We start from the raw sequence: 24,026 nt of genomic DNA on the forward strand, positions 1-24,026 counted from the left end.
AACCAACCCCTGTGAAGAGTACAAATATGGACAACGTATGTGAAGAGAAGGTGTTTAGCTCTCTCTTTGAGACCAATTCCAAAACGGTTTTCAACTATATATATTATAAATTTGGCAATGAAGAAAAAGCTTATGACGCCGTACAAGAAGCTTTTGTAAAACTTTGGGAAAACTGTACCAAGGTAACTCCAGACAAAGCAAAATCCTATGTTTATACCGTTGCCAACAATTTATACCTTAATGTATTGAAGGCTGAAAAAGTACGGATGAAGTATGCAGATACCTCCAACGACCGTACCAATGAATCCCCAGAATTTATATTGGAAGAACAAGAGTTCAAGGAAAAGCTGGATAAGGCACTGAACAGTTTGCCCGAAAACCAACGAACCACTTTTTTACTAAATAGAATTGATGGGAAAAAATATGCCGAGATAGCAGAAATGGAAGGTGTAAGTGTTAAGGCAATAGAAAAGAGAATGCATTTGGCTTTAAAAAGCTTGAGGGAACATATAGACGGTATATAATGATATATTTAACACAGCTTATCTCTATTAAAGAGAATAAGGAGAAGATTTTTCTGAATTAGAAAATTATGTTCTCCACCTTGATATATAAATCAATTTAAAAAAAGAAGTAGGGTTTTTACTTTTTGAATTGTTATTAAGATATAAAGCATAGAAATCATGCAAGAAAATTATTTAGCAAAATGGCTCAACAATGAACTCTCTGGAAAGGAGCTCGAGGATTTTAAAAAGTCCGCCGAGTATACTTCTTACCAGAAAATAGCTGAAGTTTCCAAAACTATGGAAGCTCCAGAATTCAATATTGAAAGAGCCTTGACCAACTTCAAGACCAACAACTTAGACAAGGAAGTTAAAGTTGTTCAGTTGAATCCAATGAGAAAGCTCATGAGAATTGCTGCGGCTATCGCAGTCATTGCAGTTGGCTCCTATATTTATCTTAGCTCTCTTAATGAAAGTATTGCTACACAGTATGCGGAAAATACTCAGGTTATTTTACCGGACAACTCAGAAGTTGCCCTTAATGCAGACTCCAAAATTTCTTATAATGAAAAGAAATGGGACGAAAAACGTAGTGTTTCATTGGAAGGTGAAGCATTTTTTAAAGTGGCAAAAGGTGAACGTTTCACAGTTGCCACAGAAGATGGATTAGTTGCAGTATTGGGAACTCAATTTAATGTAGAGAACAGAAAAGGTTATTTTGAAGTTTCTTGTTATGAAGGTTTGGTTAGCGTGACCTATAAAGGAAAAGAAACAAAAGTACCGGCAGGTAGTTCATTTATGGCCATCAATGGTAAAATAACAAATACCGAAGTACAAAAAAATGCACAACCTTCATGGATCAACAAAGAAAGTTCTTTTAAAAGTACGCCATTGCACTATGTATTGGCCGAATTTGAAAGACAGCACAACATAAGGGTTGAAACAAGGAACATTGATAAAAATAAATTATTTACAGGCACTTTTAGCAACACAGACGCAAAATTAGCGTTAGAAAGTATTAGTGTTCCCTCTCAAATAAAGTTTAAATTAGAGGGGAATAAAGTACTCTTCTATGCGGAAGACGCAAAGTAATTACATACGTTATATTTTTTGTTTGCTTTTCCTCCTTACCCTATTCTTTGGTAGGGCACAGGAGACAACTACTGCATCTGTAAACCTTGCCTCTTATCTACAAGAACTTGAAAAGGAATTTGATGTTAAGTTTTCCTTTGTTGACAACGATATTCAACCGTTAACCATCTCGCAATCCAAAAGTGAAATCCTTGAGGAAATTTTGAATGACATTCAAAATCAAACTCAACTTAAGGTTCAAAAAATAAATGAGCGCTATTATTCACTTTTTAAAGATAATACCATTACCATATGTGGTAATGTGGTGGATAATTATAAAAAGGTTTTATCCAGCGGAGCAACTGTAGAGGTCCTAAACAGTGACATAGCCATACTAACTGATTTTGATGGCAATTTTTTATTGGAAAACATTCCAAAAGATGCCACCATCCGAATTCGTCACTTAGGATATAGAACAAAATATATTAACGCTGGAGAGCTAACCGGTAAAAACCCTTGTTCCACCATTCCATTAGGTTTAAATTATGAAGTTTTGGATGAAGTTATCCTTTATGAGTTTTTAACCACAGGACTATCCAAACAAGCTGATGCCAGTATACAAATAAACACAGAAGATCTGGGAATACTTCCTGGGCTAATTGAGCCGGATGTTTTACAAACCATACAAGCATTGCCAGGAATTAAAAGTATTGATGAAACTGTATCGGACATTAATGTACGTGGTGGCACCAATGACCAAAATCTAATTTTATGGGATGGTATAAAAATGTATCAATCTGGGCACTTCTTTGGTTTAATCTCCGCTTTTAATCCTTACCTAACAGATAAAGTCACCATCATAAAAAATGGCACAAGTGCTGAATACGGAGATGGTATAAGTAGTGTTATAAGTATGGAAACCAAGAATGAGCTAAAAGATTATTTTTTTGGCGGAGCAGGTTTTAATTTAATTAGTGGAGACATTTATGGGCAAGTTCCTTTGACAAAAGATTTGGCTTTTCAATTTTCCGCTAGGCGTTCCACTACGGATTTTTTAAACACACCAACCTATAATAGGTTTTTTGACAAGGCCTTTCAAGATAGCGAAGTAAAGAATGGAAATAATCCATCAGCAGAAAGAGACATACTAAGAGAAGAAGATTTTTATTTCTATGATTTTACTGCTAAAGTATTGTATGACATTAATGAATATCAAAAAGTGAGATTGAGTTTTATCAATATCAACAACCATTTAAATTATCTGGAAACCATTGAAGACGACAACACCACACAAAGTACCTTAAACCAGACCAACATCTCCTTTGGTGGAAGTTTGGAAAGTCAATGGACAAGGAATTTTTCATCTTATTTCAATGCTTATTATACACGTTACAATCTAGATGCCAAGAACGTCCTGGAAAATCAGGTCCAGCAACTTTTTCAAAGAAATGAGGTTTACGAAAGAGCAATAAAGTTAAACACCAGCTATATTTTTTCAGACCAATTGCAATGGCTCAATGGATATCAATTTAATGAAGTTGGTATTACCAATTCAGCAGACGTTACCCTACCCCCATATTTTAAGGACAGTAAAAGTGTAATACACACCCATTCCCTATATTCTGAGTTAAATTTTACATCTTTAAACGAAAAACTAAAGGTAAGAGGAGGTGCCCGAATCAATTATATTGAAAACCTCAACACTTTTAAGAAAGTTATTCCAGAACCTAGATTAAATATTAGTTACTCACTTTCAGAACACATTAAAACTGAAATTCAAGGTGAATTTAAAAACCAAACGACCAACCAAAAAATAGATTTGGAGCAAAATTTTTTGGGAATAGAAAAACGAAGATGGATATTATCTGACAATGACTCCATCCCAATCACTAAAAGCAAACAGGCTTCCGTAGGCCTTAATTATGACAAACAAAACTTGTACATAGGAATAGAGGGATTCTACAAAACAGTAAATGGTGTAAGCACCATCACACAAGGCTTTCAAAACGAAAATCAGTTTAATGGTGAAATAGGAAAGTACGATGTTGTGGGCGCCGAGTTTCTAATCAATAAAAAAACAGCCCATTACAGCACGTGGCTAAGCTACACTTACAATGTAAACAATTATACTTTTGAAGATATAACCCCCAATAGATTTCCTAATAATTTAGACATTCGCCATCATATCACTTTTGCCGGGATTTATACGTTAAAAGGTTTAAAATTGGGAGTTGGACTTAACTATAGAAGCGGAAAACCGTTTACAGAGCCACTGGATGGAAATGAGGCTATAAATACCTCTACTTTCCCAAGTACCATTAATTATAAAGAACCCAATAGCAATAGGCTGCCCAGTTATATTAGAGCTGACGCGTCTTCTACTTATAACTTTAGAATGGGTGATAAAGTAAAGGCAACGATAGGTGCTTCTGTTATTAATATTTTAAACAGAAAAAATATTTTGAACATTTATTATAGACTTAATGAAGATGATCAAGTAGAAACTGTTGAAAGCGCTTCTCTGGGCATAACGCCAAATATAAGCTTTAGAGTTAAGTTTTAACTACATCCTCTCCGGTACATTAATCCCCAATAGTTTAAAAGCAGATTGTATAACCTCTCCTACTTTCCTAGAAAGTTGTACTCTCAGAATTTTCTTATCTTCATCCGTTTCTCCCAATATGGATACCTGTTGATAGAACGAATTAAATTCCTTTACCAAATCGTACGTGTAATTGGCAATCAAGGCCGGACTATAATTTTCCGCCGCCAATTGAATGGTTTCTGGGAACAGCTGTATTTGCTTTAGCAGTTCTTTTTCTTTAGGGTGAAGTGATAGAGACTTCTCGACTCCGCTCGAAGTGACAACATTGGTGCTTTCAGCTTTTCTCAATATAGACTGAATCCTAGCATAGGTATATTGAATAAAAGGTCCTGTATTCCCTTGAAAATCAACTGATTCTTTTGGGTCAAACAAAATACGTTTTTTAGGGTCTACCTTTAAAATAAAATACTTAAGGGCACCCAAACCAATCATTTTATACAACTCGTGCTTCTCTTCATTGGAGTATTCGTCCAATTTGCCCAATTCCTCTGATATCTCCTTGGCAGTTTGGGTCATATCCACCATTAAATCATCTGCATCTACAACAGTGCCTTCCCTACTTTTCATTTTGCCACTTGGCAAATCCACCATTCCATAGCTTAAATGATGTAATTGTTCGGCCCATGAAAAACCAAGTTTTTTAAGAATCAAAAACAATACCTTAAAATGATAATCCTGTTCGTTCCCAACGGTGTAGACCATTCCATTTACATCAGGATAATCCTTTACACGCTGTATAGCAGTACCAATATCTTGAGTCATGTATACAGCGGTCCCGTCGGAACGCAACACTATTTTCTCATCCAACCCTTCGTCGGTAAGGTCTATCCAAACACTACCATCCTCTTTTTTATAAAAAACACCTTTTTTAAGTCCGTCTGCAACTACATCCTTCCCTAATAAATAAGTGTCGCTTTCATAATAAAGTTTATCAAAATCTACTCCCAAGTTTTTATAGGTTTCTTCAAAACCTTTATAAACCCAGCCATTCATGGTTTTCCAAAGAGCTACAACCTCTTCATCACCAGCTTCCCATTTACGAAGCATTTCTTGAGCTTCTAATAACAAAGGTGCTTCTTTCTCTGCCTCCTTTTGTTCTTTACCCCTAGCAACCAATTGAGCAATTTCAGCTTTATAAGCTTTGTCAAAAGCCACATAGTAATTCCCTACAAGCTTATCCCCTTTTAAGTCTGTATTTTCAGGGGTTTCACCATTTCCAAACTTCTGCCAAGCCAACATACTTTTACATATGTGGATTCCCCTATCATTTATAATCTGGGTTTTGTATACTTTTTTACCGGAAGCCTTTAAAATTTCGGCAACAGAATATCCCAATAAGTTGTTCCTAATATGGCCTAAATGCAAAGGTTTATTAGTATTAGGTGATGAATACTCCACCATCACTGCACCAGCATTGCTTGTTTTTACAAAACCGAAGTCTACCTTGCTACTTACTACACTAAAAAAGTCCAAATAAAAAGCATCACTAATGACAATGTTTAAAAAGCCCTTTACCACATTATAGCTGGTAACTTCCTTTACATTTTCTTGTAAAAATTCGCCTATTTGTTTGCCAATTAATTCAGGATTGCCCTTTACAAATCTGAGCATTGGAAATATTACTGCAGTAATATCACCTTCAAAATCTTTACGCGTAGGTTGAAACTCCACGGATGGAAGCTCTACATTGAAAATGGAATTAACGGCTTCCTTTACTTTGGCTATAAGTACTTCTTGAACATTCATTAATTTGGACATATAAGGCCGCAAAATTACGGAAATTTTAAGCTAATACCCTAAAAGGAACAAAACGCTTCTTAAGGTTTTAAAATTTGGCTAACTTTAAAGCTTACACATATAATTCTTCCTCTTGTTTGCAAAAAAAAATCTTCTCCTCTCTTTATCTATTTCAATACTATTTCTATGTTCTTTATTTGTCTTTATTTGGACAGAAGAAAGCTATAATACCATAGAACTAACCTCTATTTGGGTTCGCAATCACTTTGGGCATTTCTACTTGTATTTAGGCCTTGGTTGTGTTTTATTGCTTTTGGGAATTGCATTTTCACCATTAGGAAAATTAAAATTAGGAAAGAGAAGCCAAAAACCTGAACATTCTCTTTGGGCATGGATAGCTATGCTCTACAGTGCGGGAATGGGAGCTGGAATATTACTGCGAGCGGTACAAGAACCTATTTTTATGCAACAGAACCCTCCCTATTCCTCTAATTTGCCCGCAGAAACATTGGCTCTTGAATATACTTTTTACCAATGGGGGTTTACTGCTTGGGCATTCTATGGCCTTTTTGCCATGGTAGTAGGCTACGCACTTTTTGTTCAAAAGAAAAAGGTAAAAGTGAGTGCCACAATTGAAGATAATATATATAATAAGCCGGCAAGAATGGGAATCGACATCATGACCATTATTACCACCGTTTTTGGGCTCATTGCTGCCATAGGATTGGGAACGGCCCAAATAAATGGGGGGCTTAATCATGTGTTTTCGGCTAATATGGGAATAGAAACCAACATTATTTTGGCCTTTTTAGTTTCTACCCTAGCTTTCATTTCAGCTTGGAAAGGTGTCAATAAAGGAATAAAACAACTTTCCAAACTCAACATTATTATTACACTCCTCCTACTGTTGTTCATTTTTTTTACAAGTGATATAAGAGCTATTCTAGTTTCTTTTGTAAAGACTATCTATCATTATTTAATTGATTTTATTCCTATGAGTCTGGCTCTTGGCAGTTACAATCCAGGAATAGACTTTCTTACCGACTGGACCTTTTATTATTGGGCTTTTTGGCTGGCATGGGCACCTTTTACAGGAATCTTCATTGCAAGAATCTCTAAAGGAAGAACTTTGCGCCAATTACTTTTGGGAGTACTTATTATTCCCTCTTTAGGGACTTTCTTTTGGTTTTCGGTTTTTGGCACCTCAGCTTTTCAGTTGATTAATGATTGGGGAACCTACAACAACGAATTTGGAAATGTTTTCTCCTCTATTTTCGTCTTTTTTGAACACTACCCTATGGCCACCGTACTAAATAGTATTACGTTAGTATTACTAATCGGTTTTTTAGTCACCTCAGTAGATTCTGCTGTATTTGTATTAAGTATGTTCACGGACAAAGGCAAAAAGAACCCTAAAAAGAAACACCGTTTAATCTGGTCGGTCTTTATTCTTTTGGCTACTATTTCCCTACTGCTCTTGGGGAATGCCAAACCCGATATAGATATTCTTGTGGCTGTTCAAAAATTACTGATTATAACCTCACTACCCTTTGCGTTTTTTATGGTCGTAATGACTTTTGTTTTTTTTAAGAATATATTGAAAAATTATCGGAGCCTATCTTGAGCAAAGTTGAAAGTCTTGGCTTTACATTGGTATGAGTTGGTTACTTCTTAGTTAATTCTAATAAAACATTTATTGCCTTTTGTCCATCTTTGTTATTTACAAAAATATGATCATGATAATAACCTGAAATTACATTACAGCTAATTTCATGTTTTGCCAATTCAGAAGAGAAGAGAGCCGTAAGTCCTACCGCATCTAACGAAGAGTGCACATTCAACCTAATCCAAGAGGCAACATAATCGTAGCTCAATTTATAGGTGTCAGCGTGTTTTTGTTCCAAAACAAGAGTAATTCCTTCCTTTTCATTGAATTGACATAGGATATACTTTCTTTCAATACCCACAGTGGTTGCTACAGAAACAAAAACATAGGTACCTGCATTTAGTTCAGGTTTCATTTCCTTAACCAATTTTTCAAGATTTTTCTCTCCACTCATTATAGGTGCGCTTTATTCTTTAGGCAAGAAAACTTCGGCCATCATACATCGGGCACTTCCACCACCACAAGTTTCAATAGTATCCAAGGGGCTATGTATAATATCACAATACTTTTTAATAGTACTTAGCTGGATTGAGGTTAAACTTTTATATGCTGAAGAACTCATTACCAAAAATTTTTCATCACCTTTTCCCAAAACCTGAAGCATATTTCCTGCAAATTGATGCATCTGTTCTTCCGTAATGGTAATAATTTCTTTTCCACTTTCTTTCAAATGACGGGACACATTTTTCTTCTCTTTCTTATCATCAATTGTGTCCAAACAAATTACAGCAAAATCTTCGGCCAAACACATCATCACATTGGTATGGTATATTGGAACGCGTTTATTTTCCACTGATTGATAGGCGTTGAAAATTATTGGTGCGTAGTCAAAATCTTCACAGAACTCAATAAACAACTCTTCGTCTGCTCTTGGCGATATGGCACAATAGGCTTTTTTGTTCACCCTATCCAATGCAATACTGCCTGTACCCTCCAAAAAAAACTCTTTTTTCTCGGCAGAAGTATAATCCACAACTTGCTCTATAATAAAGCCTTTTGTCTCCAATAAATTCAAAATATCCTCGCGTCTTTCCTTTCTTCTATTTTCGGCAAACATAGGATACAAACCTATCGTCCCATCGGCATGAAAAGACACCCAATTGTTAGGAAAAATAGAGTCCGGGGTATCAGATTCCATGATATCCTCTACGACTATCACATTTACTCCCTTTCCCCTTAAAGTAGAAACAAAACCATCAAACTCGTCCTGGGCTTTCTTATTAATATCAACGTTTTTAAGATTAAGGTCTTCCTGAAAATAATTATTTACAGCTGTCTGTTCGTTCATTCTAAAACCGATAGGACGAATCATTAAAATCGTATTGGTGATTTGCTTCATTTTATTCACGAATTAATGGTAATGTACTGCAACGCAACAATCCTTCCTGTTTTGCAATTTCTGCATAAGGAATTTCCTCCACAGTAAAACCTTGCGTTCGTAGCCATGAATTTAATCTGGTAAAATTCTGCTCAGAGACTACCACCTCCGGAGAAATAGAGAAAATATTGCTGTTCATATTATACATCTCTTCTTTTGTGATTTCAAAAATGTTCTCTTTTCCAAAAAAATCAACCAACCATTGATATTCTTCCTCAATTAAAAATCCATTTTTGTGTAGAATGGCCTTATTTCTTCCCACGGGCTGAAAACAACAATCCAAATGCAATGCATTTTCCATTGCATTGGTGTTGGATTTTCTAAGTTCAAAAGATTTTACCTTCTTGTGTGGAAATTCAGCGGCCATAAACTCCACTGCTTCTTTATTGGTTCTTGCTGTAATATAATCGGCATAGTCACTGCCTGTATATGTCCCAATAAAAATATAATCGTTCCATGGCATTACATCACCACCCTCAATATGCACCTCATCTGGTGGTCGTATATTTTTTTCAGGAGCAATTCTATCCAATACATGTAAGATTGCTTCAAACTCTGCTTCTCTATGGGGCAAAATATTGGCATGGATAATTTTGTCTTCGATCACAAAAGCAATATCGCGAGAAAATATTTGGTTGCAATCTTTAAGGATTTCTGGCCTAATTACCTGAACATTATATTTTTCCAAAACCGCTGCAAAAGCATCCATTTCTTTAATCATATCCTCTTCCTTTGGATAAGTGCCAGCTAAGATATGTTCAACCGATTTAGGATCGTAGGCCTCCTCTACCTTTGGTATTGGGCCGCAACTTTCCGCTATACCTAGGACTACTGCCTTAAGGGTTGATGTTTCATCATTTATTTTTAAATGGAGCATATATTAATTTTGGTCAAATTTAGAAATAAAATTGCCCTTTACCGTATAGAACAGAAAGGGCAATCTTAAAATTTTTATGTCTATGGTTTATCTTATATCCAATTCAACAAAAGGTCTAGCCTTTTCACCAATATAGATTTGTCTTGGACGACCTATTGGTTCTCCTCTCAAGCGCATTTCTCTCCATTGGGCAATCCACCCTGGCAATCTTCCCAAAGCAAACATTACTGTAAACATTTCTGTAGGAATGCCCAAGGCCCTATAAATAATACCCGAATAGAAATCCACATTGGGATACAATTTGCGCTTTACAAAGTATTCATCTTCCAAAGCCTCTTTTTCCAATCCTTTTGCTATAGCAAGAATAGGGTCATCTATACCCAAATCAGCTAAAACCTCATCTGCAGCTTTCTTAATGATTTTTGCCCTTGGATCAAAGTTTTTATACACTCTATGTCCAAAACCCATTAATCTAAATGGATCACTTTTATCTTTTGCTTTGGCCATATACTTTTTAGTGTCACCACCATCTGCTTCAATGGCTTCCAACATTTCCAGTACCGCTTGGTTGGCGCCACCATGAAGAGGGCCCCACAATGCAGAAATACCAGCCGAAATGGAAGCAAAAAGACCCGCATGGGAGGATCCAACTATACGAACTGTTGAAGTGGAACAATTCTGTTCGTGGTCTGCATGCAAAATTAATAACTGATCCAAGGCGTCAATTACCACTTTATTGGTTTTGTATGCCTGGTTGGGTCTCTTGAACATCATTTTATGTATGTTCTCCACATAGCCCAATGTGTCATCTCCGTAATCTAATGGCAGTCCCTTTTTCTTTCTCAAGGCCCAAGCTACCAAAACAGGAAATTTTGCCAATAATCTAACAATAGCATGATACATATCGTTCTCCGATGAAACATCTACTGTTGACGGATTAAAAGCAATTAAAGCACTTGTCAATGAAGACAAAACACCCATAGGGTGTGCAGATTTTGGAAAACCATCCAAAATTTTCTTCATCTCTTCATCCACATGGGATTCGGCTTTAATATCGTTGTGGAATTTTTTAAGTTTTGCCTTATCTGGCAATTCTCCAAAAATTAACAAATAGGCCACTTCCAAAAAATCCGCTTTTTCTGCTAGTTCCTCGATGGAATACCCCCTATATCTCAATACTCCTTTCTCACCATCCAAAAAAGTAATGGCGCTTTCACATGACCCAGTATTTTTATAGCCGGGATCTATTGTTATAATATTGGCTGTGCCCCTTAATGTTTTGATATCAATTGCAACCTCATCTTCTGTTCCTTTAATAACTGGAAACTCATATTTTTTGCCTTGAAATTCTAATATAGCTTTATCTGACATTGATGCTTTTTAGTGTTTTAAAAATAAGGAAGTAAATTTACGAAAAAGACACCATCTTAACAATTTGATATCCCCTTAATGCAAATAATTTATTTGTTTTGGACAATCTTTTAATATTTTAACAAATAAAGCTTATCATAGTATAGATCTACTGACTTCTCCCAGGTAAACTTCATTTTTTTTGCATTGGATTTAATTTTTTTCCAAGTGGTTTTATCATTCTGAAAAACATCCAATGCAATATCAAAACTTTTGAGCATATTCCTAATCTTATCATCATATGTTTCACCGTCAAAACTAAAACCCGTTTTCATATGCTCAACCGTATCCTTCAATCCTCCCGTATGGTGCACTAAACATGGATTACCATTTCTCATTGACAGCATTTGGCTTATTCCACATGGCTCAAAAAGACTGGGCATAAAATATAAATCTGATTCCAGGTAAATTGAATCAATTAAATCTTCTGATTGTCCATTGGTGAAAATGAAATTTTTATAGTTATAACTAAAATCCCTAAAAAGCTCTTCATAGTCTGGAGCTCCAGTGCCCAGGAGCATAAAAATGCCATCTACTTTCTCCAATTTCTTTAATATTTCCACAAAAGCCTCTGGCGAACGTTTAAAAAAGTAAAATTTTTGCTCTGTTAACCTCGCCACACTCGATACGATAAATTTAGGGCGATTCCCAACGTATTCCATTACTTTTTCACCAGTATGCGCCAAGAAATCAGCCTTATATTTTTTAGACTCCTCTTGCAACCATCTAAAAAGCGCCTTTACCGTATTTCTATATATAAAACCACTGCCCGCCGCTCGTATATTTTTATAATTACATCCATTAAGAATACCAAAGAGCCGACCTTCATTATCTGCTTTTTTTAAATCCTCTTCTAAGCCTTCACCTCCAATAAACTCAGGAGGTCTACTCGGTAAAAGCACATCCTCTTTATAAGAAGGCGATACGGTATGTACGGCATCTGCCAACCGAATTCCTACGGCCATTAGATTAATACAGTCCTGATACCTATAATCCATAAGACCCTTATAATCTATAGGAATATCTGGAAACCAATTTCTTAAGGATGAATAATTATTCTCAAAAGGGCGAATTCCCTGAATGGCCAAATTATGAATACTGTAAACAAACCGAGTTTTTTTTAAGGACGTGTACAAGCCATGATATTGTCTTAGATATAGCAATAAACTAGAGTGCCAATCATGTAAATGAACCACATCAAGTTTTCCAAAGGCCTCTTTTTTAATTGCTTCTGCAACAGCCGTGCAAAAAATGAAGTATTTAATTGCATCTGTAAAAAAAGGTTCTTTAGGGTCATTATGGTATATATGGGCAATATCCCCTGCTTCAATCTCCGGATGATGAATAACATAATGATGAATATTTTTGAATTCCTTTTTTGGAACTACTTCATAAAGTTCAGCAATGTATGTTGTGTTTCTTAATTGAAAATTTAAGTTGGTTTTTAATATCCCATTTTTATGAAGCCTGCCATAAGACGGAACTACAACATGGACCTTATCTCCTTTTTCCGAAATTTTTCGGGGAACGTCACGTACTACATCCCCCATACCACCAGCTTTACAATTGGCAATGGCATCATTTTCTGCAGCAGCAAAAAGAAAGTTATTCATGAAGATTTAGATACAAGGTTATATTGCCAATATATCAATAAATTAATATTAATTTGATGGAGTTTCAAAAAAAAAATCCTTTTTAGAATTAAAAAGGATTTTTTCAACAGTTTGTTATTTTATTTTGAATGCTTTCTCTTTGGGATAGTAAGCCATACTACCCAGTTCTTCCTCTATCCTCAACAGTTGATTATATTTTGCCATTCTGTCTGATCTAGAAGCAGAACCCGTTTTAATCTGACCAGTATTCAACGCCACGGCCAAATCGGCAATAGTGTTATCCTCCGTTTCACCAGAACGGTGGGACATTACAGAAGTATACCCGGCATTCTTGGCCATATTTACGGCTGCAATAGTTTCTGTTAATGTTCCAATTTGGTTTACCTTTATTAGAATAGAATTAGCAATTCCATTTTCAATACCTCTTGACAAACGTTCAACATTGGTTACAAATAAATCATCTCCAACCAATTGTACTTTATCGCCAACTTTATCTGTTAACATTTTCCATCCGTCCCAGTCATTTTCATCCATACCATCTTCAATGGATATAATTGGGTATTTGTTGCACAGATCAGCTAAGTATTGAGCTTGTTCTTCTGAGGTTCTTACTTTTCCTTTATCACCTTCAAACTTAGTATAATCATATTTTCCATCCACAAAAAATTCAGCAGAAGCACAATCTAAGGCAATCATCACATCATCACCTAATTTATACCCAGCCTTATCAACAGCCTTCGCAATAGTATCCAAAGCATCTTCGGTACCACCTTCCAAAGTAGGGGCAAAACCACCTTCATCACCTACTGCCGTACTTAACCCTCTATCATGCAACACTTTTTTAAGGTTATGGAAAATTTCCGTTCCCATTTGCATAGCATGTGAAAAATCCTTTGCCTTAACTGGCATTACCATAAACTCTTGAAAAGCAATTGGAGCATCCGAGTGCGAGCCGCCATTGATAATGTTCATCATAGGCACTGGTAATGTATTGGCACTTACTCCTCCAATATATCTATACAAGGGCATTCCCAACTCATTTGCCGCTGCTTTGGCAACAGCCAAGGAAACACCTAAAATTGCATTAGCACCTAATTTTGATTTGTTCGGCGTGCCATCCAAATCCATCATGGTTTGGTCAATCAAATTTTGTTCAAAAACCGACATCCCTATCACTTCCTCTGCAATAGTAACATTTACATTTTCAACAGCCTTTTTAACACCTTTTCCCATAAATGAGCTACCACCATCACGAAGCTCTACAGCCTCATGCTCACCAGTTGAAGCTCCCGAAGGAACCGCAGCCCTACCCAGTATTCCATTTTCCGTAACTACATCTACTTCTACCGTAGGATTACCACGTGAGTCTAAAATTTGTCTTGCATGAACATTAATGATGATACTCATATTTATTATATTTTTTTAGTGTTGATTTTATTTTTGCAAAGATACAAAAGCGCATTGTCATTGCTTTTCTGCACAATGCAATATTGTGTTGAAAATAACTATAATTTAACCTAAAACGTTTTAATTGGAACTAACCTTTATCATTTTGAAAAAGTCATCAAAAAGATAATCGGCATCATGTGGGCCAGGACTAGCTTCCGGGTGATATTGAACAGAAAAAACATTTTTGTTCTTCATTCTGATTCCCGCTACAGTGTTATCGTTTAAATGGGTATGCGTAATCTCCAATTCCTTGTGCGCCTCAGTCTCTTCTCGATTGATAGCAAATCCATGGTTTTGAGAAGTAATTTCCCCTTTTCCTGTTTCCAAATTTATTACTGGATGATTAATTCCCCTATGTCCATTATACATCTTATAGGTAGAAACCCCATTGGCCAATGCAATAACTTGATGCCCCAAACAAATGCCAAAAAGGGGTTTGCCATTTGCTATGATATCTTTAGCTGTAGAAATAGAGTCATGTAATGGCTCTGGATCTCCTGGTCCATTTGATATAAAATACCCATCTGGATTCCATTCTTTCATTTCTTCATAGGAGGTATTGTATGGAAATACTTTTATATACGCATCCCTTTTGGCCAGATTTCTAAGGATATTTTTCTTAATCCCTATATCTAAAGCAGAAATCTTATAGGTCGCATTTTCGTTTCCATAAAAATAAGGTTTTGTTGTGGAAACCTTAGAAGCCAATTCAAGACCTTCCATACTTGGCACAACTGCCAATTTTTCCTTTAATGAATCTACGTTATCAACATCGGTAGAAATTACTGCATTCATTGCTCCGTTATCTCTAATATAACTTACCAAAGCCCTTGTATCTACATCTGATATAGCAAAAAGATTGTTGTCATTTAAAAAATCCAATAAGCTTGCATCAGAATTAGGTCTAGAATATTCGTAACTAAAATTTTTACAGATTAAACCCGAAATCTTAACAGAATCAGATTCTATTTCCTCCCCATTTGTTCCATAATTTCCAATATGGGCATTGGTTGTCACCATTAACTGGCCAAAATAAGATGGGTCTGTAAAAATTTCCTGATAGCCTGTCATTCCAGTATTAAAACATACTTCTCCGTAGGCAGTACCCTCTTTTCCTCCGACAGCTTTTCCATAAAAAATAGTACCATCAGCTAATAATAACAGTGCCTTCTTTTTAGATTGATACTTCATATATTTTTTTCAAAATTTTCGTTTCACAAATAAACACAAAAAAAGGATAAGCTTTCAAGCCTATCCTTTTACAATTATTAAGTTGTTATAAACATCTTATTCCTCAGAATCATCAGTTTTGTTTTCAGTAGTCACCGGTGCAACTTCCTTTTTGGCACCACCACCTCTTCTGCTTCTCCTAGTTGTCTTCTTCTTAGGCTTTCCTGCATTATAGAGTTCATTAAAATCCACAAGCTCAATCATGGCCATATCGGCATTATCACCCAAACGATTTCCTAACTTTATAATCCTTGTATAGCCTCCTGGTCTATCTCCAATTTTCTCAGCAACTTCACCGAATAATTCTGTAACAGCATATTTGTCTCTAAGACTCTTAAATACAATACGTCTGTTATGAGTTCCCTTTTCTACAGTTTGATTATTTTCTGCCTTGGACCTTGTAATTAGAGGCTCAACAAACTGTTTTAAAGCTTTAGCTTTTGCAACTGTAGTATTGATTCTCTTATGCTCTATTAAAGAACAGGCCATATTTGCAAGCATAGCTTTTCTATGCGCCGTCTTTCTTCCTAAATGATTAACTTTCTTACCGTGTCTCATATTTACTTATTATCATCTTGCTACCAAACCCGTAAGAACGAGGAGCAAAATATGATTAATTAATCCTTATCTAATTTATATTTTGATAAATCCATTCCAAAACTTAAGCCCTTGTTGATCACTAACTCTTCAAGTTCGGTCAATGACTTCTTTCCAAAGTTTCTGAATTTCATTAAATCGTTCTTATTAAAAGAAACTAAATCACCCAAAGTATCTACTTCGGCAGCCTTTAAACAGTTCAATGCCCGAACAGAAAGATCCATATCAACCAACTTAGTTTTCAACAACTGCCTCATATGTAATGACTCCTCATCATAAGTCTCAGTTTGTGCAATCTCATCGGCCTCAAGCGTAATACGTTCATCAGAGAACAACATAAAGTGATGTATCAAAACTTTTGCAGCTTCTGTTAAAGCATCTTTTGGATGAATAGAGCCATCGGTAACTATTTCAAAAACCAATTTTTCATAATCGGTTTTTTGCTCAACCCTAAAGTTTTCTATGCTATATTTTACATTCTTAACAGGCGTAAAAATAGAATCCACAGCAATGGTTCCCAATGCAGCATTGGATTTTTTATTTTCCTCTGCAGGAACATACCCTCTACCTTTGTCAATAACTATTTCCATGTTGATGGCCACCTTAGAATCCATGTTACAGATTACTAAATCTGGATTCAATACTTGGTAACCAGAGATGAATTTTTGAAAATCACCCGCAGTCAATTGGTCTTTTCCGCTAACAGAAATAGAAACCACTTCTGCATCAACATCGTCTATCTGTCTTTTAAAACGTACTTGTTTTAAGTTTAGGATAATCTCGGTAACATCTTCTACGACTCCTGGGATTACAGAAAACTCATGCTCAACTTTATCTATTCTAACTGAAGTAATAGCAAAACCTTCCAAAGCTGAAAGCAATACTCTTCTTAATGCGTTCCCAACAGTAAGTCCATAACCAGGTTCCAAAGGGCGAAATTCGAACTTCCCTTCGAAATCTGAGGAATCTATCATTATTACTTTATCGGGTTTCTGAAAATTAAATAATGCCATATTGGATTAGGTTGTTTATTTAGAGTATAACTCGACGATTAATTGTTCCTTTATATTTTCTGGTATCTGAAGTCTTTCTGGCACAGAAACAAACGTTCCTTCCTTCTTCTCAGAGTTCCAAGTAATCCACTCATATACATTGCTACTAGAAGCAAGTGAATCTTGTATTGTTTGCAAAGATTTGGACTTCTCCCTAACACCTACGACATCTCCTGGCTTTAAGGAATATGATGGGATTCCAACAACCTCACCATTAACTGTAATGTGTCTATGGGAAACCAATTGTCTAGCTCCGCTTCTAGAAGGGGAAACTCCCATTCTATAAACTACATTGTCCAATCTACATTCACACAATTGAAGCAAAATTTCACCGGTAACACCTTCTTTACGTTTTGCTTTGGCGAATATGTTTCTAAATTGTTTTTCCAAAATACCATAGGTATATTTGGCTTTTTGTTTTTCCATTAACTGTACAGAATATTCAGATTGTTTTCCTCTTCTTCTGTTTTGTCCGTGTTGTCCTGGAGGATAACTTTTCTTTTCAAAAGACTTATCGTCTCCAAAAATTGCCTCTCCAAACTTACGTGCAATTTTACTTTTTGGTCCTGTGTATCTTGCCATTTCCTTCTTAAAAAAATTTGAAAGTGAGATTATGAATTAAGGCTTATCCTTCGATAATCGTAACTACACTTTCGTGAAAATTAATATATAAATTGATTAAACTCTTCTTCTTTTTGGAGGTCTACACCCGTTATGTGGCATTGGAGTAACATCAATAATTTCTGTTACTTCTATTCCAGCATTGTGTATGGAACGTATTGCAGATTCCCTACCATTACCTGGGCCTTTAACATAAACCTTTACTTTTCTTAAACCTGCTTCATGTGCTACTTTAGCACAGTCTTCAGATGCAACTTGGGCTGCATAAGGTGTGTTCTTTTTAGAACCTCTAAAACCCATTTTTCCAGCTGATGACCAAGAAATAACATCTCCCTTTTTATTGGTCAAAGAAATAATAATGTTGTTGAAAGAGGCTGTTACATGGGCTTCCCCAACAGACTCTACAATAACTTTACGCTTCTTTGCTGCTTTTGCGCTTGTCTTTGCCATAATCCTTACTTATTACTTAGTTGCCTTTTTCTTGTTAGCAACAGTTTTTCTTTTTCCTTTACGAGTCCTGGAGTTGTTCTTAGTTCTTTGACCTCTAAGTGGCAAACCAGACCTATGACGAATTCCCCTGTAACATCCAATGTCCATAAGACGTTTGATGTTCAATTGGGTTTCAGAACGCAATTCTCCTTCAATTGTAAAGGAAGAAACAGCATCACGAATGCGACCTATTTCATCATCGTTCCAATCCGATACTTTGGTATCTTCACTCACTTGAGCTATTTCTAAAATCTCTTTAGCTCTACTTTTACCAATACCAAAGATATAGGTAAGGGCTATTACGCCTCTTTTCTGTTTTGGTATATCTACACCTGCAATTCTTGCCATAATTACCCTTGTCTTTGTTTAAATCTAGGATTCTTTTTATTAATTACGTACAATCTGCCTTTTCTACGCACAATCTTGCACTCGGCACTTCTTTTCTTTATTGATGCTCTAACTTTCATCTTAGTATCTATATGTAATTCTTGCTTTGGTCAAGTCATAAGGACTCATTTCCAGTTTAACCTTGTCACCTGGAAGTAATTTAATATAATGCATACGCATCTTTCCAGATATATGGGCCGTTACTACGTGACCGTTCTCTAATTCTACCCTGAACATTGCATTGGACAATGCCTCTATTATGGTTCCGTCTTGCTCTATTGCTGCTTGCTTTGCCATAAATTAAGCTACTTTTCTGTTTTTACCAGATTTCATTAATCCATCATAATGTCTGTTCAACAAATAAGAATTTACTTGTTGTACAGTGTCTATTGCCACTCCCACCATAATCAATAGGGAGGTACCTCCATAAAATAATGCCCATCCCGCCTGCACATCCATCAACTTAACAACTATTGCAGGTAAAACAGCCAACAGTGCCAAGAAAATTGAACCTGGTAATGTAATCAATGACATAATCTTGTCTAGATAATCTCCTGTTTCTTTTCCTGGTCTAATACCTGGAATAAAACCACCACTTCTTTTTAAATCATCGGCCATTTTATTAGTGGGCACAGTAATAGCCGTATAGAAGTAGGTAAAGATGATAATTAATAAAGCAAATAAAATATTATATGCCAAACCAAATATATCAGCAAACTGAACTTCCATCCATTGACCAAAAGCAGTATCATTAAATGTTTTGCCTATCAATCCAGGAGCAAACATAATTGCCTGCGCAAAGATAATTGGCATTACACCCGAAGCGTTTAATTTTAATGGAATATATTGTCTAGACCCCATAACATTTTTTTCATATCCTCCAGATGCAGTTCTACGCGCATATTGAACTGGTATCTGACGTGTTGCCATAACCAATAGAACACTTAATAGAATTACAACAAACCAGATAATCACTTCAATAAGGATAAACATTAACCCTCCATTATTGTTGGATGTTCTTGAAACAAATTCTTGAAGAAAGGATTGAGGCATGGTAGCTATAATACCTACCATAATCAACAATGAAATACCATTTCCAATACCCTTGTCGGTAATTTTTTCTCCCAACCACATTGCAAATACACACCCCGTAACCAAAATGATTACCGAAGGAACAATAAAGTTTAATCCTTTACCTAACAAGAAAGCACTCTCTGGAACACCCAAAGCACTTAAACTATACAAATAAGCTGGAGCCTGTACAATACAAATACCAATAGTTAACCATCTTGTTATCTGGTTAATGGTCTTTCTACCACTTTCCCCTTCTTTTTGCAATTTTTGAAGATAAGGTATGGCAATACCCATTAATTGAACCACAATGGATGCAGAGATATAAGGCATAATACCTAATGCAAAAACTGAAGCATTTGAAAAGGCTCCACCAGTGAAAGCATTAAGAATACCCAAGATACCCTGGTCCGTACTATCGGACAAACCTCCCAATTGAGCAGTGTCTATACCTGGAAGTACTACCTGTGCGCCAAAACGGTATACCAAAAGCAACCCAAGGGTAACTAAAATTCTACCCTTAAGCTCATCTATCTTCCAAATATTGGATATTGTCTCAAAAAATTTCTTCATAATCTACGTTACGCTTATAAGCTTATTGCTTCTCCTCCTGCTGCCTCTATTGCTGATTTAGCAGTTGCAGTAAATTTATGTACAGATATTTTTAGAGAAGCTTTTAATTCTCCTCCTCCTAAAATCTTAACCAAATCATTTTTACCGGCCAATCTGTTCTCAACAAGAGTCTCTAATGTCACAGTATCTTTTACAGTTCCATTATCAACCAATTCTTGTAATTTATCTAAATTGATACCTGTGTACTCTTTTCTATTAATGTTCGTAAATCCAAACTTAGGAACACGTCTCTGCAAAGGCATTTGACCACCTTCAAAACCAATTTTCTTAGAGTATCCAGATCTAGACTTAGCTCCTTTATGACCTCTGGTAGCTGTACCACCTTTTCCAGAACCTTGACCTCTTCCGATTGTCTTTCCCGCCTTTTTAACAGAACCTTCTGCTGGTTTTAAATTACTTAAATTCATTACACTAAATTATTTTAAGCCTCTTCCGTAGAAACTAAGTGTTTTACTTTATCTATCATTCCAAGGATACTAGGTGTATTGTCATGCTCAACGACCTGACCAATCTTTTTTAAACCTAAAGCTTCCAATGTTCTCTTTTGGTTTTGAGGTCTTTTAATTCCACTCTTAACCTGTTTAACTTTAATCTTTGTCATAATCTCTTATCCTTTAAAAACTTTTTCCAAAGAAACACCTCTTTGATTTGCTACAGTTTTAGCATCTCTTAATTGCAATAGAGCATCAAAAGTAGCCTTTACTACATTGTGAGGGTTAGATGAGCCTTGAGATTTAGACAATACATCATGAACTCCCACAGCCTCCAATACTGCTCTCACAGCACCACCAGCTATTACTCCTGTACCATGTGATGCAGGTTGAACATATACCCTAGCTCCACCAAATTTTCCTTTTTGCTCATGAGGTAAAGTACCTTTGTTCAAAGGTATTCTTATTAAATGCTTTTTGGCATCTTCAATAGCTTTAGCAATAGCCGTTGCCACTTCTTTGGATTTACCCAATCCATGTCCTACAACCCCATTTTCATCACCTACAACAACTATGGCAGAAAAACCAAATGCTCTACCCCCTTTTGTTACTTTGGTAACACGTTGAACACCAACCAAACGGTCTTTCAAATCTAAACCTCCAGGTTTAACAGTTTCTACGTTTCTATATTTTTGGTACATACTTTTATTTTAGAATTTAAGCCCTGCTTCCCTTGCTCCTTCAGCCAATGATTTTATTCTTCCATGGTAAAGATTACCGCCCCTATCAAAAGCAACCGTTTCAATACCCGCTTTGTTAGCCTTTTCAGCTATTGCCTTTCCAACAGCATTGGCAATCTCTATTTTCGTTCCTTTTAAAGAACTAAGTTCTTTATCCCTAGATGATGCTGATACCAATGTGGCTCCAGAATTATCATCTATTAATTGAACATAAATCTCTTTATTACTTCTAAAAACAGATAGTCTTGGCCTATCAGCCGTTCCAAAGGAAACTTTTCTAATCCTATTTCTTATTCTCTGTCTTCTTTCTATCTTCGATAATGCCATACTACTAATATTAAGCTGATTTACCTGCTTTTCTTCTTAATTGTTCACCTACAAACTTCACACCTTTTCCTTTATAAGGTTCTGGCTTACGATAAGACCTAATCTTGGCAGCAACTTGTCCCACCAATTGCTTATCGTGTGATGTTAATTTAACTGTAGGATTCTTTCCTTTTTCAGAGGTAGTTTCCACTTTAACCTCTGGAGCAATATCAATTACAATGTTATGGGAAAAACCAAGTGCCAATTCTAATTTTTGACCTTGATTGCTGGCCCTATATCCTACACCAACCAATTCTAATTCCTTTGTCCATCCTTTGGAAACTCCTTCAACCATATTGGTCACCAATGATCTATATAGACCATGCTTCGCTTTATGTTCTTTGGAATCTGAAGGTCTCGCAACAGAAATCTGTCCATCTTCAACCTTTATTGCCACTCCAGAAAATTCTTGGGTTAACTCCCCTAATTTACCTTTAACGGTTACAACATTGTCTTTTACATCAACGTTTACACCCTCTGGGATTGCTACTGGATTATTACCTATTCTAGACATTTCTTAACTCTTTGCTCTTATTAATAAACGTAACACAAAACTTCGCCACCAACATTGTCCTTTTTAGCTTGTTTACTGGTCATTACTCCATGTGAAGTGGACACAATAGCTATTCCCAAACCATTAAGAACTCTTGGCAACTCATCAGAAGCAGCATACTTACGCAAACCTGGCTTACTAATTCGTTGTATTTTTCTAATCACAGGTTCTTTGGTAACTTTATCATATTTTAAAGCTATCTTAATTGTTCCCTGTACTTCTGCTTCTTCAAATTTGTAACTTAAAATATATCCTTGATCAAATAATATTTTAGTAACTTCCTTTTTTAAATTAGAAGAAGGTATTTCTACTACTCTATGCCCCGCGCTGCTGGCATTTCTAACTCTTGTTAAGTAATCTGCTATAGGATCTGTAACCATTTTTTTTACCTTTTAAAGTCTTACCAACTTGCTTTTTTAACTCCAGGAATCAAACCTTTATTCGCCATCTCTCTGAACATTACCCTAGAAATTCCAAAAGTTCTCATATAACCTTTTGGTCTACCCGTTAATTTACAACGATTGTGCATACGTATAGGTGATGCATTTTTTGGCAATTTCTGTAATGCTTCATAATCACCAGCTTCTTTCAAAGCCTTTCTTTTCTCAGCATATTTAGCTACAGTTTTAGCTCTTTTAACCTCGCGGGCTTTCATTGATTCTTTAGCCATACTAGTTCTTTTTAAAAGGTAATCCTAATTCTGTTAATAATGATTTTGCCTCCTTATCCGTTTCAGCGGAAGTTACAAACGTAATATCCATTCCATTGATACGGTTTATCTTGTCTATATTTATTTCAGGAAAGATAATCTGCTCTGTAACACCCAGACTATAATTACCCCTACCATCAAAACCTGTAGCCCTAATCCCTTGAAAATCTCTAACCCTTGGTAAAGCAGAAGTTATTAATCTATCAAGAAATTCATACATTCTTTCTCCTCGCAAGGTCACTTTTGCACCAATTGGCATTCCCTTACGTAATTTAAATGCAGCAACATCCTTTTTAGACATAGTTGAAACCGCCTTTTGCCCTGTAATATTGGTCAACTCATCAACAGCATGGTCAATCAATTTTTTATCGGCAACGGCAGCACCAACACCTCTACTAACCACAATTTTTTGCAGTTTAGGAACTTGCATTACATTTTTGTAACCAAACTCATCCTTAAGAGCAGTCACTATGCGCTCTTTATATTCTTCTTTTAATCTTGGAACGTACCCCATAACTAAATTACTTCATTGGATTTTTTGGAAAATCTTACTTTTTTTCCATCTCTTGTCTCATACCCAACCCTTGTTGTATCACCAGATTTGGAATCTATCAATGCCAAGTTGGAAATATGGATGGGAGCTTCTTTCTTAACGATACCTCCTTGAGGGTTCTTTGCACTTGGTTTCTCATGTTTAGAAACCATGTTAGCACCTTCTACTATCGCTTTGTTCTTTTCACGGTCAACAGTCATTACCTTACCTTCGGCACCTTTATGGTCACCTGCAACAATTCTTACCGTATCTCCTGTTTTTATTTTTAATTTCATCTTCTTACCA

The 24,026-nt window shown here is 35.9% G+C and carries 29 protein-coding genes; 4 read left to right on the top strand and 25 right to left on the bottom strand.

The features are described from left to right. The first annotated feature begins 26 nt into the window (after positions 1 to 26). From GGR42_RS15710 to GGR42_RS15720, 3 genes are all read left to right on the top strand, one after another. Positions 27 to 524 (top strand): RNA polymerase sigma factor, encoded by a 498-nt coding sequence (locus GGR42_RS15710; RefSeq protein WP_167966431.1) that lies wholly within the window; start codon positions 27 to 29, stop codon positions 522 to 524. A gap of 159 nt (positions 525 to 683) precedes the next feature. After that, positions 684 to 1,595: a FecR family protein gene (locus tag GGR42_RS15715; RefSeq protein WP_167966004.1), complete on the top strand. Its 912-nt coding sequence runs from the start codon at positions 684 to 686 to the stop codon at positions 1,593 to 1,595. Then, positions 1,576 to 4,137 (top strand): TonB-dependent receptor, encoded by a 2,562-nt coding sequence (locus GGR42_RS15720; protein WP_167966006.1) that lies wholly within the window; start codon positions 1,576 to 1,578, stop codon positions 4,135 to 4,137. Before GGR42_RS15715 ends, GGR42_RS15720 begins: the two co-directional genes overlap by 20 nt. On the opposite strand, the gene argS is transcribed toward GGR42_RS15720, so the two are convergent. After that, the gene (argS, locus tag GGR42_RS15725; RefSeq protein ID WP_167966008.1) at positions 4,138 to 5,925 is read right to left on the bottom strand and encodes an arginine--tRNA ligase; all 1,788 of its coding nucleotides are present in this window, start codon (positions 5,923 to 5,925) and stop codon (positions 4,138 to 4,140) included. A 124-nt stretch (positions 5,926 to 6,049) separates the two neighbouring features. Between argS and GGR42_RS15730 the strand changes: the two genes are divergently transcribed. Beyond that, the gene (locus GGR42_RS15730) at positions 6,050 to 7,540 is read left to right on the top strand and encodes a BCCT family transporter (protein ID WP_167966010.1); all 1,491 of its coding nucleotides are present in this window, start codon (positions 6,050 to 6,052) and stop codon (positions 7,538 to 7,540) included. Between the two features lie 40 nt (positions 7,541 to 7,580). Here GGR42_RS15730 and GGR42_RS15735 read toward each other — a convergent pair whose 3' ends face one another. The 24 genes from GGR42_RS15735 to rplX all read right to left on the bottom strand — a co-directional run bounded on the left by GGR42_RS15735 (position 7,581) and on the right by rplX (position 24,016). After that, entirely contained in the window at positions 7,581 to 7,976 is a 396-nt protein-coding gene (locus GGR42_RS15735; protein WP_167966012.1) for an ACT domain-containing protein, read from the bottom strand. Positions 7,977 to 7,988: 12 nt separating this feature from the next. Continuing rightward, positions 7,989 to 8,921 carry a citrulline utilization hydrolase CtlX gene (ctlX, locus tag GGR42_RS15740; protein ID WP_167966014.1) on the bottom strand — a complete coding sequence of 311 codons (933 nt, stop codon included), beginning with the start codon at positions 8,919 to 8,921 and terminating at the stop codon, positions 7,989 to 7,991. A 1-nt stretch (position 8,922) separates the two neighbouring features. After that, positions 8,923 to 9,837 carry a dimethylarginine dimethylaminohydrolase family protein gene (locus GGR42_RS15745; RefSeq protein WP_167966016.1) on the bottom strand — a complete coding sequence of 305 codons (915 nt, stop codon included), beginning with the start codon at positions 9,835 to 9,837 and terminating at the stop codon, positions 8,923 to 8,925. Between the two features lie 87 nt (positions 9,838 to 9,924). Then, positions 9,925 to 11,208, bottom strand: coding sequence for a citrate synthase (locus GGR42_RS15750; protein ID WP_167966027.1), 1,284 nt, complete (start codon positions 11,206 to 11,208; stop codon positions 9,925 to 9,927). Between the two features lie 110 nt (positions 11,209 to 11,318). Further along, entirely contained in the window at positions 11,319 to 12,860 is a 1,542-nt protein-coding gene (locus GGR42_RS15755; RefSeq protein ID WP_167966029.1) for a glycogen synthase, read from the bottom strand. A gap of 114 nt (positions 12,861 to 12,974) precedes the next feature. Then, a complete protein-coding gene (gene eno / locus GGR42_RS15760) occupies positions 12,975 to 14,267 on the bottom strand; it encodes a phosphopyruvate hydratase (RefSeq protein WP_167966032.1) in 1,293 nt (430 codons plus the stop codon). A 120-nt stretch (positions 14,268 to 14,387) separates the two neighbouring features. Further along, complete coding sequence (carA, locus tag GGR42_RS15765) at positions 14,388 to 15,500, bottom strand: glutamine-hydrolyzing carbamoyl-phosphate synthase small subunit (protein WP_167966042.1); 1,113 nt, start codon at positions 15,498 to 15,500, stop codon at positions 14,388 to 14,390. A 96-nt stretch (positions 15,501 to 15,596) separates the two neighbouring features. Next, entirely contained in the window at positions 15,597 to 16,097 is a 501-nt protein-coding gene (gene rplQ, locus GGR42_RS15770; RefSeq protein ID WP_167966044.1) for a 50S ribosomal protein L17, read from the bottom strand. Between the two features lie 59 nt (positions 16,098 to 16,156). After that, positions 16,157 to 17,149, bottom strand: coding sequence for a DNA-directed RNA polymerase subunit alpha (locus GGR42_RS15775; RefSeq protein WP_167966046.1), 993 nt, complete (start codon positions 17,147 to 17,149; stop codon positions 16,157 to 16,159). 15 nt (positions 17,150 to 17,164) lie between these two features. Next, positions 17,165 to 17,770, bottom strand: coding sequence for a 30S ribosomal protein S4 (gene rpsD, locus GGR42_RS15780; protein ID WP_167966058.1), 606 nt, complete (start codon positions 17,768 to 17,770; stop codon positions 17,165 to 17,167). 96 nt (positions 17,771 to 17,866) lie between these two features. Beyond that, positions 17,867 to 18,259 (bottom strand): 30S ribosomal protein S11, encoded by a 393-nt coding sequence (gene rpsK / locus GGR42_RS15785; RefSeq protein WP_167966068.1) that lies wholly within the window; start codon positions 18,257 to 18,259, stop codon positions 17,867 to 17,869. Positions 18,260 to 18,271: 12 nt separating this feature from the next. Further along, on the bottom strand, positions 18,272 to 18,646 hold the full coding sequence (gene rpsM, locus GGR42_RS15790) for a 30S ribosomal protein S13 (RefSeq protein WP_167966070.1): 375 nt from the start codon (positions 18,644 to 18,646) through the stop codon (positions 18,272 to 18,274). A 2-nt stretch (positions 18,647 to 18,648) separates the two neighbouring features. Continuing rightward, on the bottom strand, positions 18,649 to 18,765 hold the full coding sequence (ykgO, locus tag GGR42_RS15795; protein ID WP_013621733.1) for a type B 50S ribosomal protein L36: 117 nt from the start codon (positions 18,763 to 18,765) through the stop codon (positions 18,649 to 18,651). A 1-nt stretch (position 18,766) separates the two neighbouring features. Then, entirely contained in the window at positions 18,767 to 18,982 is a 216-nt protein-coding gene (gene infA / locus GGR42_RS15800) for a translation initiation factor IF-1 (RefSeq protein WP_011710675.1), read from the bottom strand. Positions 18,983 to 18,985: 3 nt separating this feature from the next. Next, positions 18,986 to 20,329 (bottom strand): preprotein translocase subunit SecY, encoded by a 1,344-nt coding sequence (gene secY, locus GGR42_RS15805; protein WP_167966072.1) that lies wholly within the window; start codon positions 20,327 to 20,329, stop codon positions 18,986 to 18,988. A 14-nt stretch (positions 20,330 to 20,343) separates the two neighbouring features. Continuing rightward, entirely contained in the window at positions 20,344 to 20,796 is a 453-nt protein-coding gene (gene rplO, locus GGR42_RS15810) for a 50S ribosomal protein L15 (protein WP_167966075.1), read from the bottom strand. 14 nt (positions 20,797 to 20,810) lie between these two features. After that, entirely contained in the window at positions 20,811 to 20,990 is a 180-nt protein-coding gene (gene rpmD / locus GGR42_RS15815; RefSeq protein ID WP_167966077.1) for a 50S ribosomal protein L30, read from the bottom strand. Positions 20,991 to 20,996: 6 nt separating this feature from the next. Further along, positions 20,997 to 21,521: a 30S ribosomal protein S5 gene (gene rpsE / locus GGR42_RS15820; RefSeq protein WP_167966079.1), complete on the bottom strand. Its 525-nt coding sequence runs from the start codon at positions 21,519 to 21,521 to the stop codon at positions 20,997 to 20,999. 9 nt (positions 21,522 to 21,530) lie between these two features. After that, positions 21,531 to 21,887, bottom strand: a complete 357-nt coding sequence (gene rplR / locus GGR42_RS15825; protein ID WP_167966082.1) for a 50S ribosomal protein L18 — start codon at positions 21,885 to 21,887, stop codon at positions 21,531 to 21,533. Positions 21,888 to 21,897: 10 nt separating this feature from the next. Continuing rightward, entirely contained in the window at positions 21,898 to 22,440 is a 543-nt protein-coding gene (gene rplF / locus GGR42_RS15830; protein ID WP_167966086.1) for a 50S ribosomal protein L6, read from the bottom strand. 20 nt (positions 22,441 to 22,460) lie between these two features. After that, positions 22,461 to 22,859, bottom strand: a complete 399-nt coding sequence (gene rpsH, locus GGR42_RS15835; RefSeq protein WP_167966113.1) for a 30S ribosomal protein S8 — start codon at positions 22,857 to 22,859, stop codon at positions 22,461 to 22,463. Between the two features lie 20 nt (positions 22,860 to 22,879). Then, entirely contained in the window at positions 22,880 to 23,149 is a 270-nt protein-coding gene (rpsN, locus tag GGR42_RS15840; protein ID WP_167966118.1) for a 30S ribosomal protein S14, read from the bottom strand. Position 23,150: 1 nt separating this feature from the next. Further along, a complete protein-coding gene (gene rplE, locus GGR42_RS15845) occupies positions 23,151 to 23,702 on the bottom strand; it encodes a 50S ribosomal protein L5 (protein WP_167966120.1) in 552 nt (183 codons plus the stop codon). Positions 23,703 to 23,704: 2 nt separating this feature from the next. Next, on the bottom strand, positions 23,705 to 24,016 hold the full coding sequence (rplX, locus tag GGR42_RS15850; protein ID WP_167966122.1) for a 50S ribosomal protein L24: 312 nt from the start codon (positions 24,014 to 24,016) through the stop codon (positions 23,705 to 23,707). Positions 24,017 to 24,026: the final 10 nt, after the last annotated feature.

It is taken from the genome of Saonia flava, assembly GCF_011927795.1.
Classification (GTDB): Bacteria; Bacteroidota; Bacteroidia; order Flavobacteriales; family Flavobacteriaceae; genus Saonia; species Saonia flava.